This window comes from Mycoplana dimorpha, assembly GCF_003046475.1.
Taxonomy (GTDB): domain Bacteria; phylum Pseudomonadota; class Alphaproteobacteria; order Rhizobiales; family Rhizobiaceae; genus Mycoplana; species Mycoplana dimorpha.
This window is the reverse complement of record NZ_PZZZ01000002.1, coordinates 72,062-85,354: the sequence shown is the minus strand read 5'-3', so window position 1 is coordinate 85,354 and position 13,293 is coordinate 72,062. Positions and strand designations below refer to the sequence as shown.

13 protein-coding genes are annotated in these 13,293 nt (G+C 64.1%); 7 read left to right on the top strand and 6 right to left on the bottom strand.

Annotated elements, in window-relative coordinates:
* Positions 1-50 precede the first annotated feature (50 nt).
* The 5 genes from mbfA to C7449_RS03975 form a co-directional block, all read right to left on the bottom strand.
* Positions 51-1,034, bottom strand: a complete 984-nt coding sequence (gene mbfA / locus C7449_RS03995; RefSeq protein WP_108001505.1) for an iron exporter MbfA — start codon at positions 1,032-1,034, stop codon at positions 51-53.
* Positions 1,035-1,121: 87 nt separating this feature from the next.
* A complete protein-coding gene (locus C7449_RS03990; RefSeq protein ID WP_108001504.1) occupies positions 1,122-1,916 on the bottom strand; it encodes a pyrroline-5-carboxylate reductase family protein in 795 nt (264 codons plus the stop codon).
* Between the two features lie 4 nt (positions 1,917-1,920).
* The gene (locus tag C7449_RS03985; protein ID WP_108001503.1) at positions 1,921-3,171 is read right to left on the bottom strand and encodes an aminopeptidase; all 1,251 of its coding nucleotides are present in this window, start codon (positions 3,169-3,171) and stop codon (positions 1,921-1,923) included.
* A gap of 77 nt (positions 3,172-3,248) precedes the next feature.
* The gene (locus C7449_RS03980) at positions 3,249-3,938 is read right to left on the bottom strand and encodes a glutathione S-transferase family protein (RefSeq protein ID WP_108001502.1); all 690 of its coding nucleotides are present in this window, start codon (positions 3,936-3,938) and stop codon (positions 3,249-3,251) included.
* Between the two features lie 21 nt (positions 3,939-3,959).
* Entirely contained in the window at positions 3,960-4,412 is a 453-nt protein-coding gene (locus tag C7449_RS03975; protein ID WP_245414301.1) for a DoxX family protein, read from the bottom strand.
* Between C7449_RS03975 and C7449_RS03970 the strand changes: the two genes are divergently transcribed.
* Together C7449_RS03970 and C7449_RS03965 are read left to right on the top strand one after the other, a co-directional pair.
* Positions 4,407-4,919 (top strand): MarR family winged helix-turn-helix transcriptional regulator, encoded by a 513-nt coding sequence (locus C7449_RS03970; protein WP_108001500.1) that lies wholly within the window; start codon positions 4,407-4,409, stop codon positions 4,917-4,919. The two genes, C7449_RS03975 and C7449_RS03970, sit on opposite strands and share 6 nt — an antisense overlap.
* Before the next feature lie 266 nt (positions 4,920-5,185).
* Positions 5,186-6,472, top strand: coding sequence for a glycosyltransferase family 2 protein (locus tag C7449_RS03965; protein ID WP_108001499.1), 1,287 nt, complete (start codon positions 5,186-5,188; stop codon positions 6,470-6,472).
* A gap of 84 nt (positions 6,473-6,556) precedes the next feature.
* Here the strand turns inward: C7449_RS03965 and C7449_RS03960 are convergent, their stop codons facing one another.
* A complete protein-coding gene (locus C7449_RS03960) occupies positions 6,557-7,321 on the bottom strand; it encodes a helix-turn-helix transcriptional regulator (RefSeq protein WP_108001498.1) in 765 nt (254 codons plus the stop codon).
* 475 nt (positions 7,322-7,796) lie between these two features.
* Between C7449_RS03960 and C7449_RS03955 the strand changes: the two genes are divergently transcribed.
* From C7449_RS03955 to C7449_RS03935, 5 genes are all read left to right on the top strand, one after another.
* Positions 7,797-9,101 carry an SLBB domain-containing protein gene (locus C7449_RS03955; protein WP_146165042.1) on the top strand — a complete coding sequence of 435 codons (1,305 nt, stop codon included), beginning with the start codon at positions 7,797-7,799 and terminating at the stop codon, positions 9,099-9,101.
* A gap of 52 nt (positions 9,102-9,153) precedes the next feature.
* On the top strand, positions 9,154-10,038 hold the full coding sequence (rfbA, locus tag C7449_RS03950) for a glucose-1-phosphate thymidylyltransferase RfbA (protein ID WP_108001496.1): 885 nt from the start codon (positions 9,154-9,156) through the stop codon (positions 10,036-10,038).
* Positions 10,028-10,606 carry a dTDP-4-dehydrorhamnose 3,5-epimerase gene (rfbC, locus tag C7449_RS03945; protein WP_108001495.1) on the top strand — a complete coding sequence of 193 codons (579 nt, stop codon included), beginning with the start codon at positions 10,028-10,030 and terminating at the stop codon, positions 10,604-10,606. Before rfbA ends, rfbC begins: the two co-directional genes overlap by 11 nt.
* Positions 10,607-10,748: 142 nt before the next feature.
* Positions 10,749-11,657, top strand: coding sequence for a dTDP-4-dehydrorhamnose reductase (gene rfbD / locus C7449_RS03940; RefSeq protein ID WP_108001494.1), 909 nt, complete (start codon positions 10,749-10,751; stop codon positions 11,655-11,657).
* 14 nt (positions 11,658-11,671) lie between these two features.
* Positions 11,672-13,180: an O-antigen translocase gene (locus tag C7449_RS03935; protein ID WP_108002044.1), complete on the top strand. Its 1,509-nt coding sequence runs from the start codon at positions 11,672-11,674 to the stop codon at positions 13,178-13,180.
* Positions 13,181-13,293: the final 113 nt, after the last annotated feature.

Below are 13,293 nucleotides of genomic sequence, written 5' to 3'. Positions count from 1 at the left end.
GCGCCGGTTTGACGGTAAAGCGACCGCGAGAGGGCGGTCGCTTTTTTGCTTCAGGCATTGCCGATCAGCACGCCGCAGGCGAAGACCAGGCCGCCGCCGAGCACGACCTGGAAAGCGGCCCGCCAGAACGGCGTCTCCATGAAGCGGTTCTGGATGAAAGCGATCGCCCACAGCTCCACGAACACCACTGCAGCGGCAATCGCCGTCGCGAGCGCAAAGTGCGGGATCAAGTAGGGCAGCGCGTGGCCGAGCCCGCCGATCGCCGTCATGATGCCGGAGGCAAGGCCCCGTTTCAGCGGCGAGCCGCGCCCGGAGATCTTGCCGTCGTCATGGGCGGCTTCCGTGAAGCCCATCGAGATGCCGGCGCCGACGGAGGCCGACAGGCCGACGAGGAACGTTTGCCAGGTATCCTGGGTGGCAAACGCCGCAGCGAAGATCGGTGCGAGCGTCGAGACCGAGCCGTCCATCAGCCCGGCCAGGCCCGGCTGCACGTAGGTGAGGATGAACTGGCGCCGCTCCACCTGGTCCTCTTCGGCGCGGGCGGCCCTGCCCTCATCGCCTTCATTCATTTGTCGCGCCTTGGCCTCATGGCTTTTCTCGGCAAGCGCCAGATCGCCGAGAAGCTTGCGGGTCGAGGCATCCGTCGCGCGCGCCGCCGCCTCCAGATAGAAGCGGTGGGCCGCCTCCTCCATTGTCTTCGCCTGCGCGCGCGCCGTCTCGACCGGCATCCTCGCGATCAGCCAGTCAGGCTTGCGCTCTGGGAAATCGCGCACATACTCGCGCCTGACCAGCGGAATGCGCTCACCGAAGCGCCTGACATGCAGGTCGATCAACAGCCTCCGATGCTCGTTCTCCTCGCGGGCCATCTCCTCGAACATTTGCGCGGTATGCGGGGAGGTTTCACGAAGTGCGTCCGCATATGCGAGATAGATCCGCGCGTCGTCTTCTTCGGATGAAATGGCAAGCGCCAGGATTTCCTGCTCGCTGAGCGACTCAAGAGATCGTTTGGACTGACCGAAAAGGTGGGGAAGCATCGGGGATCCTATGTTTAGAATAATTCTAAAAATAGAACCCGGCCATGCGGCGGTCAAGGCGGCAATCGCGTCTCATCGCGACGTCGATCAGGACAAGGGCAGCCCTTTCGAAGCCTGGCGGCAGGCGGCCGACAGGCCGCGGAAGATCGAGGAGGCCACGTCTGCCTCGATCATCGCAGCCAGACCCGCTGCGGTCGTGCCCCGATATTCCAGGAACGTGTCGACGAGCTCCGAGGGGGTCGCCTGCGAACCCGCCATGAACACGCCTGCGCCGAGAAAGAGCTGGCGCACCGCCGCCTCCGCGGTCTCCGGGTCGATGCCGGCCTTGATCGCATGCCGGATCATCGCGTCGGCAAACAGGGCCGGGAAGGCCGGGCCTGAGCCGGTCAACGCTGTAAAATAGTCGAGTTGCGCCTCGTCGTTAATGCCGTGCGCGCGGCCGGAAGCCGAGAAGAACCGGAAGATGAAATCGGTTTCGTCGTCGGTCACGCTGTCGGTGGCAAACCACGGCGTAAAAGACAGTCCCTGCTCGGCGCAGGCATTGGGCATCGCGCGCACGATCCGCCGGGCACCGAACTCGCGCGCTAGCACCTCCACCGTGACACCGGCGACCACCGACACGACCAGCTTGTCGGTGAGATCGACATCGATTGCCGACAGATCGTGTGGCCGTACGCAGAGCATGACGACTTCGGATGACCGGGCAAGTTCCACATTGTCTCTGGTAATGCCGATATCCGGCCAGGCATCGAAGCCGGACACATGGCCGGAGCGCGACGAGAGGATCAGGTGCCCCGGCCGGACGACGCCGTCGGCGAGCGCGGGGCGCAGCAGCGCCCCCGCCAACCAGCCGCCACCACCGATAACCCCGATCGTGCGCATCGCATCAAGCCCATTCGCCGGCGCGCATCACCGGCACGCGCCCGCCATCGGCGGCGACACCGTCAATGTCGATCTGTCCAGAGCCGATCATCCAGTCGATGTGGATCAGGCTGGAATTGCCGCCCTGCGCCTTGATCTGCTCCGGCGTCAGGCTTGCGCCGTCGAGGAAGCACTTCGAATAGCACTGGCCGAGCGCAATGTGGCAGGCGGCGTTCTCGTCGAAGAGAGTGTTGTAGAACAGCAGTCCACTCGCCGAGATCGGCGAGGAATGCGGCACCAGCGCCACCTCCCCCAGCCGCCGGGCCCCTTCGTCGGTGTCCAGCACCTTGTTGAGCACCGCCTCGCCCCTGGAAGCGTGCGCCTCGACGATGCGGCCGCCTTCGAAGCGGACGCGGATGTCGTCGATCAGCGTGCCCAGGTGGGAAAGAGGCTTGGTGCTGGCGACATGGCCCTCGACCCGGAGTGCATGCGGCGTCGTGAAGACCTCTTCGGTGGGGATGTTCGGGTTGCAGGTGACGCCGTTCTTCGCGACCGACGCGCCGCCATGCCATTCATGGCCGTCGGCCAGGCCGACGGTCAGGTCGGTGCCCGGACCCTTGAAATGCAGGGCGGCAAAGCGCTGGCCGTTCAGCCAGGCCGACCGGCGGTGGAGGCCGGCATTGTGCGCCTGCCATGCGCCCACCGGATCGTCGCAATCGACACGGGAGGCGGCGAAGATCGCATTGGCGAGCTTTTCGACCGCGACGTCCTCGGCATCGTTCGGGAATACCTGCTTCGCCCAGGACGGGTTCGGGTAGGAGACGATGTTCCAGTTGATGTCGAAGTTGGCGATCTTCTCAAGGGCGGGCTTGTAGGCCTTCGAGTTGGCCTTGTTGGCGCGGGCCACCTTGGCCGGATCCTCGCCGGACAGCAGCATGGGGTTGTCGCCGGCGATGGCGAGGCGGGCGGCTCCGTTGGCATAGGCCTTCGCCATCCCTTCGTAGAGCCAGTCGGTCGCTCGGTCGAAGCTCTCGTCCGGCGCGTGGCGATAGCGAGCCAATGTTGCCTCCTCGTCGGCATAGAAGGTGCTGACGAGGCCCGCGCCGGCCATGTAGGCGTGCTTGGTGATCAGGCGGGCGAGCGGCAGGGCGGCAATCGGCGCCGTCATAACCAGGTCCTGGCCCTTCTGAAGCTGCAGGCCGACATGGACGGCGACTTGGGCGAGCTTATCCAGCCTGACGGGATCGACCGGGGCACTGGCGGGGGGTGCGTTCATCGCTTTTCCTGCTGTCGTTGATTGCATCGTCCTGTTTTAAGACGGAACCGCGGAAAACAGAAGATGGCGGGCAAGATTCAGGCGGCGATGGCACCGCCCCTGAGCAGGATCGCATCGTGCCTTCTAAGGAAAGCCATGAGCCGTTCGTGATAGTCGCCGGTGACCGCGTTGCGGACACTCGGCCTTGCCGCGAGCTGGCGGCGCCATGCCGGAGTTCGCGTCAGCCCTTGGAAAATACCGTGATCCGCAATCGCGTCGAAGACGTCGAAATAGCGAAAGACCGGCGCGAAAACGGCGTCGACGAGGGTAAAATCCGGTCCGCCGGAATACGGCCCCTCGCCCAGTTCCGCTTCGATGTGGGCGAACTTCGAGGCGAGTGCCTGGCGCTTGGCCGCAAACGCGCCTGCATCCTGGGTTGTCTCCAGAACCCAAATGTCGGCAAGCACGGAGGAGCCGAACTCCATCCAGCCGCGATGGCGGGCCCGCAGCAGCGGATCTGCCGGATGCAGCCGCGTTCCCGGCAGCGCTTCATCGATAAATTCACAGATCGCCGCGCTTTCGAACAGCACATGCTCGCCGTTTCCGTCGCGGACCTGCAGCAGCGGCACCTTGCCAAGTGGAGAAACCGCGAGGAACCAGTCGGGCTTGGCCGCAAGGTCGATATAGATGCGCTCGAAGGCGATTGCCTTTTCGGCAAGCACGATGGCGGCGCGCTGGACATAGGGGCAGAGATGATGGCTGACGAGGGTGAATGTTCGCTCTGTCATCGAGGTGTCTCCATCAAGCGGTCACTGCGCGTGAACGGCCGCAGGGGCGCGGGACGGCCGCAGCGCAAATGCACCGTCGCCGAGCAGAGCCTGTGCGATGGATGCGGCAACGAGGAAAAGCGGATATTCCCAGCCGCCGCCAGGTGCCGTGAAGACCCATCCGTTGCCGCCATGCGCCCATATGATGGCGCCGACCAAGGCAGGTGTCAGGCTCAACGCCACGATCCGGGTGTGGATGCCGAGCACCAACAGCGCGCCGCCCACGGCCTCCGCCGCGAAAGTGACATAGGCCAGCCATGCCGGCAGGCCGATGGAGACGAAATAGCCGGCGGTGCCGCCCAAACCGTAGGTCAGCAATTTCAGCACGACGCTGTGGGAGAGGTACATGGTTCCGAGGCTTAGGCGCAGCACTGTTGCACCATAAGCGGTGAGCGTTTCCTGTCGCATGCCGGTATCTCCGGTTAATAGATGCATATGCATATAAATCCGGTTGCGAATTTCGTCAAGATGGATGTAACTGCATCTATGTCGAACAAGACCGTACCATCACCCGCCGTCCCCTCCGCCAGCGTCACACGTGCCTGGATCCAGCTCATGCGGGCGCAGCACAGTCTGCTTTCGGCCATCGAGCGCGACTTGCGGTCTGCGCACCAGCCGCCGCTTGGCTGGTATGATGTTCTTTGGGAGCTCGATCGCGCCCCGGACGGGCGACTGCGTCCCTACGAGATCGAGGAACGCACCTTGCTGGCGCAGTACAATCTCTCACGCCTGATCGATCGACTCGAGAAGGAAGGGCTGGTCATGCGGGAGAGCTTCGACCAGGACGGCCGCGGCCGCTGGGTGGTGATCACCGAAAAAGGTCGTGCTGCCCGTGCCGGCATGTGGGAGGTCTACGCAAAATCGATACAGGCGCATATCGGCGCAAAGCTCGACGATGCGGAGGCTGCCACGCTCGCCGAACTGCTGTCGCGGCTGGCATAGGCCGGCGGCAAGCGGGCGCCCCGACGATCCGGCGACTCAGGAAGACTCCTCGGGTCTCGCGACCTTTGAGACGGCTACGCCGATCGCATGAGGCGAAGGCGAATGGCCACCTGTCTTCACGGGGCTATAATGCCTGTCAACAGTGGACCGCAGTCGGACATCGGCTCTCCGAAGCGGCTTTTTCAGACGGGTGCTCGGTGCTGCATTTCCCTCGTCTTCTGTTTCGCTACCGCATATTGACCCATCGGTTCGCGCAAGCCCTGGCCATGCCTGAAGCTGCCTGCGAGACGCTGCGATCCGAGCGGGCATGGGCGCTCTATCGGCTCGGGTGCTACAGGTCGGCCAGCGCGCTTCTGCGCTCGCCCGCCACCGGTCGCGAAGCGCTGGCCCTCGGCGTGTCACTCGTCGCCTCGGGTCGGACCGAGGAAGGCACCCGTCTTCTGGAACGGGCCCGGCGTAACCGGCTGTTGCGCGGCAGAAACCTGGTTCAGGCCGCCACGGCGATCGCTGCATTCAATCCGGCCGCGGCGCACTCGCTTTCCGAAGCCATTTCGCCCGCAAGCACCGGCCTGCGCGTGGCGCTGCTACTGGCCGAAGGGCGCGAGGAGGAGGCCCGCTGCGCAGCAAGGGCAGCGATCGCGAAGGGGAAGGCGGCGGAAGAGCCAGACCTCTACCTCCTGCTCGCCAACGCCACCGCCGCTCCTGGCGACCGGCTTCGGCTGGTGAACACCTTCCTGGCCGCGCACCAGCTGGCAGAGGTCGCACCGATCGACGCGGCCCGGCCGTTGTCAGCCGCCAACCTGACCTCGCGGCTCGCAGCCGGCAGCGTGCGCGGTCCGCTCGTCACCATCACAATGCCGGCCTACAATACCGAGACACGGATCAGCCGCTCCATCGAATCCCTGCTGGCTCAGACCTATCGCGACATCGAGGTGCTCGTCGTGGATGACGCGAGCACCGACGGCACTTTCGAGGTCGTCAAGCGGCTCGCCGCCCGCGATGACCGCGTCCGGCTGATGAGGCGCGACCGCAATGGCGGCCCGTACGCCGCCCGCAACCTGGCGCTCGCCCATGCACGCGGCAGCTTCGTCACCTGCCAGGACTCCGACGACTGGGCCCATCCCGAGAAGATCGCCCGACAGGTACGGCCGCTCCTGAAGGACGGGGGCCTCGTCTTCACGCTATCCAGCTGGGTGCGACTGGGGGACGAGGGCCAGTTCTACGCGCGGCAAATCTATCCGCTGACCCGCCTCAATCCGGCATCGCCGCTGTTCCGGCGCGAGGCAGTGCTGGCCCGCGCCGGGCTTTACGAGGAAGTCAGGACGGGCGCCGACAGCGAATACATCGCAAGGCTCAAGCTGATCTTCGGTTGGCGCGGATGGCGGCGTCTGCATCGGCCCCTCTCCTTCGGCGCTCACCGCCCCGGATCGCTGATGACCGACGCTGGAACCGGAATCGCGCGCGGCGAGATCAATCGCGAGCGCCTCGATTACTGGGAAGAATGGACGGCCCGCCACATCGAACGGTTTGCCCGAGGCGGTTTCGCCGAGTAGCCGGCGGGGCGGCCGCATGGCGGGTGAAATGCCGTCGAGATACGGCGGCGATGGAGCAAGATCGGCACAGGTTCGATGTCGAGTTCAGTCGTACAGCGAACTGGCCTGCCGCGAATTGCGGAACCGCGCCGCCGCCTCGGTGCGGTTGTGAACCCCGAGCTTGCGGATGATGTTGTGGAGGTGAATCTTCACCGTATGTTCGGACAGGCCGAGCCCCGCAGCGATCAATTTGTTCTGCAGGCCACGCGAGACCATTTCGAGGATCTGCATCTCCCGGGCGGTCAATTCGGCAACGTCGCTCTCGGCCTTGCGCCAGGCGATCGGCTTCCTGCCGCCCTGGACGAGAGCGGGGAGTCCGGTGCCGTCCGACCGCGTCTGCATGATCGAGCCGGGTGGAACATATTCGCCGCCGCACAGCATCAGCCGGATGATCGAGAGCCAGACATCGAGACGCAGATCCATCGGCAGGACGCTGCGGATCAGCGGGGAATCGGCAAGGGCGGACAGCGAGGTGACCTGGAGGCTGTCGCACGGCTCGATGATGGCGGCAAGCGCATTGGGATGGATGCGCGTCAGGATCGCCGCGGCGGCCTCGGCCTCCTTCACCAGGGCGATGTCGACGAGGATCAGGGCGACCGGGTGGGAGAACGAGCGGCAGGCCGCACGGACGTGATCGACCTCCTCGACGACAACCCAGGGAAACTCTCGTTCAACGGCATCGATCAGCCGTTTCGAGACGCTGCCGGTATTCGTAAGGATCAGAAGGACCCTCTGCGGTTCGGCACCTCCCCGAACGCCCGCTGCGCCCGATCGCATGGCGGCATACTCGTTCCCGTCCAAAAGCACCATATCCTTCACCCGCGGGGCTCGAACGACCAACAGGCGTCACTGCTGGCGGAGCAGATGCGTTCTGCGCATCACCTGTGTGAACCTTAGCTCAGCCCGGGAACGACCGCGACGGGGCAAAAGGGCTGAGAAAGGCGCCGAAGGGCAAAGCACTGGGGCGTGTCGCGCACGCGTTCTCATCCAAACGAACTAGGAAAGACGCGACCGCACCCCCCATCTATCGAAGCAGCCGCCGGTCGCCCTTCACATCTGCAAAACCAAGGACGCGCGGCGGCAGAAGGGCGGGTGGAACCGATCCCCGGGTAAACCGCCTTTGCCGCAGTTCACCAAATTGATGATGCAAAGCCCACCTGCTTCCCCTTCTCAATATTTCAATAATTTGCACACTGAACCGCGTGATTGGAGCCAGGTCGGACGGGACGGGCGGCCCTCAGCCGCATGGACCATGCGCATCCGACGATGAAGGCTGGAGAAGTCGATGCTGGCTGTCTTCCGAGATTGCGGTCGCCCCGTTCGAACTGCATTGATGCTTTCCGCGGCACTCGCACTGGGCGGCACCGCCGCGCCCGCCACTGCGGAAGCGGGCAAGCTCTTGCCGCAGACCAAGATCCGCCTCAGCGTCGTCCAGTGGATGCCGACCAAAGGGACCTACGAGCGATGGGAGCCGCTTGGCGGGGAATTTATCGTCGCCGAGGACGGCACGGTTTCGCTGCCGATCCTGGGAACAGTCATGGTGGGCGACCTTGATGAATCGGCCTTCGCCGCCAAGGTGGCCGATGAGTTGAAGGCCAGGATAGGACTGCGCGAGAGGCCAGAGGCCTCCGTCGCGATCGTCGAGTATCCACCTGTCTATGTCCTGGGCGACGTGACCACACAGGGGGAGTACAAGTTCCGTGAAGGCCTGACCGTAATCCAGGCGCTGGCGATGGCCGGGGGCACCTACCGGCAGATCGACGGGTCCGGTCGCGGCTCGACCGAGGTTACCGGCGAACTGCGCGAGCTCGACGACTCCATCCTGCGGAGCACGATCAGGCTGGCCCGACTGCAAACCGAGATGGCGGGTGCAAACGAGTTTCGCTTCGAACCGGCGCCGGATCAGGACAGCGTCCTGGCGGCCACGGTCTACAATCAGGAAAAGCAGATCTTCGCCGCCCGCGCTGCGGCCACCGAACGGCAATCACGATCCTATTCGGAGCTGCGCGAACTCATGGGGCGCGAGATCGAGACATTGAACAAGAAGATCGCCAACAACGACGAGGACGTGAACTCGGTCCGCAAGGAACTGTCGACGGTCAAGACCATGGTGGACAAGGGTGTCATGCTGCCGACGCGCCAGACGGACCTGGAGCGAGCGCTCCGAAGCTACGAGGCGGCGCGGCTCGACATGGTCACCGCCATCATGAGGGCGCAGCAGAATATTTCGGAAGCGACCCGCAATCTCGAAGGTCTGGATGATAATCGCCGCGTCGAAGTCACCGACCAGATCCAGAGGGAGACTGCAGCGCTGAAACAGCTGCAGGTGCGACGCGCCACGCGGCAGAAACAGCTGCTGGACATGCTCGATGGCAACCAGGCGTCAGGCGCGGCCTCGACCGCGCCCACCTTCAAAATCTCCCGGCGCACGAACGGCAAGACCGAGGAATTCGTCGCAGAGGAGACAACAGCCCTGCAGCCGGGCGACGTTGTCCGCGTCACGCGGATCCGGCGTCCAAACGCACCCTCCGACGCGCCTGCCGCCGCCGTCGAGACCAAGGACGGCGAGCCGGAACAAGCGAGCCAATGACCGGACGGCGGAGAAGATCAACGGGGCGGACCACAAACAAGGAGCGGTCGCGATGAAAGGGATCATCCTGGCGGGTGGCAGCGGCACGCGCCTCTACCCGCTGACCATCGCGGTGTCGAAGCAGATTCTCCCCATCTACGACAAGCCGATGATCTACTATCCGCTCAGCGTTCTGATGCTCACGGGTATTCGCGATATCCTGATCATCTCGACCCCGCGCGACCTTCCCTGCTTTCAGGCCCTTCTGGGGGACGGATCGGAGTTCGGCCTTGCCATCAGCTATGCGGAGCAACCGCATCCGAACGGTTTGGCAGAGGCCTTCATCATCGGGCGAAACTTCATCGGCCGGGACAACGTGGCAATGATCCTCGGCGACAACATCTTCTTCGGCCACGGCCTGCCTGACTTGTGCCGCAAGGCGGCGGCTCGTGAGAAGGGCGCTTCGGTCTTCGCCTATCACGTGGATGATCCAGAACGCTACGGCGTGATCACCTTCGACAAGGAGACCGGCAAGGCCACCGCGATCGAGGAAAAGCCGGTTGCGCCGCAGTCCAACTGGGCTGTGACCGGCTTGTATTTCTACGACAATGACGTGGTCGACATCGCCCGTTCGATCGAGCCGTCGGCTCGCGGCGAACTGGAGATTACAACCGTCAACAACATCTATCTGTCGCGAGGCGATCTGCAGGTCTACGTGCTGGGTCGCGGCCACGCCTGGCTCGACACCGGCACCTATGACAGCCTGCAGGATGCCTCGTCATTCGTGCGGACGGTTGAACGGCGGCAGGGCGTTCAGATCGCTTGCCCGGAGGAGATCGCCCTCGAGAAAGGATGGCTGCGGCCGGAAGAGGTCCGCCGCCGCGCCAGTTTGCTCGGCAAGACCGCCTATGCCGACTACCTCCTGAGACTGGTCGAGGAAACATCCAATGCGTCTTGATATCAGGCCGCTCGAACTGGAGGGGGTGCTGGAGATCCGGCCGGCGCGTATCGACGACGATCGCGGGTTCTTTTCAGAGACTTGGAATGCGCAGACATTCGAACAGGCCGGGCTGCACCTGCAATTCGTGCAGGAGAACCATTCCTACTCGGCGGCGCGCGGTGTTCTGCGCGGCCTTCACTATCAGCTGCCGCCCTATGGGCAGGACAAGCTTGTCAGAGTGGCCAGGGGCTCGATCTTCGACGTGGCGGTTGATGTCCGCAGCGACTCGCCCACCTTCGGACAATGGTGCGCGGTCCGCGTCTCCGCGGCCGAATGGAATCAGATGCTCGTCCCGAAGGGCTTCGCGCATGGCTTCCTGACGCTCGAGCCCGACACGGAGGTGATCTACAAGGTGACCGCTCCCTATTCTCCGTCCCATGAGCGAGCCATCCGCTTCGACGACAAGGACATCGGCATCGCCTGGCCGATTGATCCGTCCCTGTTGCAGCTCTCGGAAAAGGATCGCAACGCTCCATCATTGGCGGATTCGGAAGTCTTTGCTGCCCCGCGGGAGGTCACGCCTTGAGAATTCGGGTCAGCGGCGTCAACCGCACATACCGGTTATCCCGTCGGCCATGCCTGGCTGCAGCTCGGCACGTTTTGGCCGTGGCCACGCTACGCAAAGCCTCGCATGACGACGACTGCGGCGCCAGACTGGTTGGATCACGATGAAGATCCTCGTCACAGGCAAACATGGGCAGCTCGCCACCAGCCTGGCGGAGGTGGCCGATGGCATGCCCCACGTCACGCTGATCAGGGCCGGGCGCCCGGAACTCGACCTTGCGGACCCGTCGTCCATCCCGGACGCCATAGCCGCTGCGAAGCCGGACGTCGTCGTCTCGGCCGCCGCCTACACGGCGGTCGACCGGGCCGAGGACGAACAGGACCTTGCCTATCGCATCAATGTGGTCGGCGCCGCCGGCGTTGCCGAAGCCGCAACCCAACTGCATCTGCCGATCATTCATGTGTCCACGGATTACGTTTTCTCCGGCGACGCGCCCGACCCCTACCTGGAAGACGACGAGGCGGAACCCAGAACCGTCTACGGCTACACGAAACTAAGGGGGGAGCATGCCGTCGCGAGTGCCAATCCGAAACATGTCATCCTGCGCACGAGCTGGGTCTACAGCCCCTTTGGAACCAACTTCGTCAGGACCATGCTGCGGCTGGCCGCCGAACGCCGCACCGTCAATGTCGTGGCGGACCAGTGGGGCAATCCGACCAACGCACTCGACCTTGCTCGCGCCATCATACATGTGGCGACCCACTCCGCCAGAGACCGGCCGACTGGCGTCTTCCATGTCACCGGGACGGGTGAAACGAACTGGGCCGGCTTTGCGCGACATATTTTTCAGGCGAGCCGGGCGATGGGTGGTCCCGCCGCCGACGTCTGCGACATTACCAGCGCCGACTACAAGGCGAAGGCCAGGCGCCCGCCGAACTCCCGGCTTTCGTGCGACAAGTTCGAACGGACATTCGGATGGCGCGCGCCAGCCTGGCAAGCCAGCACCGACGCCGTCGTGCGGCGGATCGTCGAGGCAGACTATCGCGGCTTCATGATGCAGGCCTCTGAATGACAGCGAGCAAGTCGATGGCGACAGAAGACACAGCGGCATCAGAACAGAGCTATTTCCAGATCCTCAAGGCGATGGCCATGATCGGCGGCTCGTCGCTGGTCAACGTGATGTTCTCCATCGTGCGAAGCAAGGCAATGGCCGTGCTGCTCGGCCCGACCGGCGTCGGGCAAATGGGGCTTTACGCGTCAATCGTCGACCTCACCCAGGTCATCGCCGGCCTGGGGGTCCAATCCAGCGGGGTAAGGCAGATTGCCGAGGCAACCGGCAAAGGCGACGTCGATCGGATGGCACACACCGCGACGGCATTGCGGCGAACATCTATTCTGCTGGGCGTCATCGGTGCGTTTCTCCTTGCCACCCTGTCGCGGCCCGTCGCCCACTTTACATTCGGCGACGGACAGCACACTGCCGGCGTCGCCCTACTTTCCCTTGCTGTCCTCCTGCAACTTGTCGCGGGAGGACAGCTCGCTCTACTCCAGGGCGTGCGAGACATCGCAAGCCTCGCCCGAGTCAGCATTCTCACCGGCCTCTGTTCGACCGTCATCACGGTGGTGCTTGTCTTCTTTTTTGGGATCAACGGTATAGCGCCCTCGATCGTGGCGTCGGCGGCCGCGATGTTCCTGATTGCCCGCTCTTGCAGCCAGAAGGTGCGCATCAGCCAGACGGCCATGTCCCCCCGCCAGCTTGCCGACGAGGTCAGTCCGCTGCTGAAACTCGGGATCGTCTTCATGTTCAGCGGCCTGCTGACAGCCGGCTCGGCCTACGTGATCCGCCTCATCATCCTGCACGATGGCGGCGTTGCCGAGGCCGGGCTCTATCAGGCCGCGTGGGCGCTCGGGGGAATATACGCCGGCTTCATCCTGCAGGCGATGGGCACTGACTTCTACCCGCGCCTGACGGCAGTCGCGTTCGACCATGAGGCCTGCAACCAGCTCGTCAATGATCAGACCTATATCAGCCTGCTGCTGGCGGGACCCGGTGTGCTTGCCACATTGACGCTTGCACCGGTCGCGATGTGGCTTTTCTACTCGCCCGAGTTCCACCCCGCGGCGGTGATCCTGCGCTGGATCTGCCTGGGCATGATGTTGCGGATCGTTGCCTGGCCGCTCGGCTACATCCTCCTGGCCAAAGGGTCGCGCTCTCTGTTCTTCTGGACCGAACTTGCCTCCACCATCGTTCATGTCGGGCTGGCGTGGATGCTGGTCGGCACGTTCGGATCCGTCGGAGCGGGTATCGCCTTCTTCGGTCTCTACGTTTGGCACGGTGGCTTGATTTACGCCATTACAAACCGGCTGACGGGATTCCGCTGGTCCAAGGCCAATCTTGGGCTCGGAGCGGTCTTCATCGCCGGCAGCGGCGCGATTTTCAGCCTGACGCTTTGGCTGCCCCTGTGGCAGTCGGTCTTCGTCGGGTCCCTGGCCACGGTCGCGAGCGGCCTCTTTTCATTATGGCGCCTGATTGCCATCCTGCCAAAGGAAGCGCTTCCGGCACCGATCCGGGCCTTGGCCCCGAAGTCCGAATGATCAAGGATGTCCAGGTAGCGGCTGGTCAATGACCGCTCGGCCGCTCAAAGCGCAAATCTCCGCCTTGGGCGAAAGAGGCTCGTTGCAAGACGCGGCTGCAAGCATTCGACCAG

Excerpts from the sequence above, each read along its gene's own strand:
- mbfA (WP_108001505.1), bottom strand. The coding sequence starts at position 1,034 with ATGCTTCCCCACCTTTTCGGTCAGTCCAAACGATCTCTTGAGTCGCTC.
- C7449_RS03990 (WP_108001504.1), bottom strand. The coding sequence starts at position 1,916 with ATGCGCACGATCGGGGTTATCGGTGGTGGCGGCTGGTTGGCGGGGGCG.
- C7449_RS03985 (WP_108001503.1), bottom strand. The coding sequence starts at position 3,171 with ATGAACGCACCCCCCGCCAGTGCCCCGGTCGATCCCGTCAGGCTGGAT.
- C7449_RS03980 (WP_108001502.1), bottom strand. The coding sequence starts at position 3,938 with ATGACAGAGCGAACATTCACCCTCGTCAGCCATCATCTCTGCCCCTAT.
- C7449_RS03970 (WP_108001500.1), top strand. The coding sequence starts at position 4,407 with ATGCATATGCATATAAATCCGGTTGCGAATTTCGTCAAGATGGATGTA.
- C7449_RS03975 (WP_245414301.1), bottom strand. The coding sequence starts at position 4,412 with ATGCATCTATTAACCGGAGATACCGGCATGCGACAGGAAACGCTCACC.
- C7449_RS03965 (WP_108001499.1), top strand. The coding sequence starts at position 5,186 with ATGCCTGAAGCTGCCTGCGAGACGCTGCGATCCGAGCGGGCATGGGCG.
- C7449_RS03960 (WP_108001498.1), bottom strand. The coding sequence starts at position 7,321 with ATGGTGCTTTTGGACGGGAACGAGTATGCCGCCATGCGATCGGGCGCA.
- C7449_RS03955 (WP_146165042.1), top strand. The coding sequence starts at position 7,797 with ATGCTGGCTGTCTTCCGAGATTGCGGTCGCCCCGTTCGAACTGCATTG.
- rfbA (WP_108001496.1), top strand. The coding sequence starts at position 9,154 with ATGAAAGGGATCATCCTGGCGGGTGGCAGCGGCACGCGCCTCTACCCG.
- rfbC (WP_108001495.1), top strand. The coding sequence starts at position 10,028 with ATGCGTCTTGATATCAGGCCGCTCGAACTGGAGGGGGTGCTGGAGATC.
- rfbD (WP_108001494.1), top strand. The coding sequence starts at position 10,749 with ATGAAGATCCTCGTCACAGGCAAACATGGGCAGCTCGCCACCAGCCTG.
- C7449_RS03935 (WP_108002044.1), top strand. The coding sequence starts at position 11,672 with ATGGCGACAGAAGACACAGCGGCATCAGAACAGAGCTATTTCCAGATC.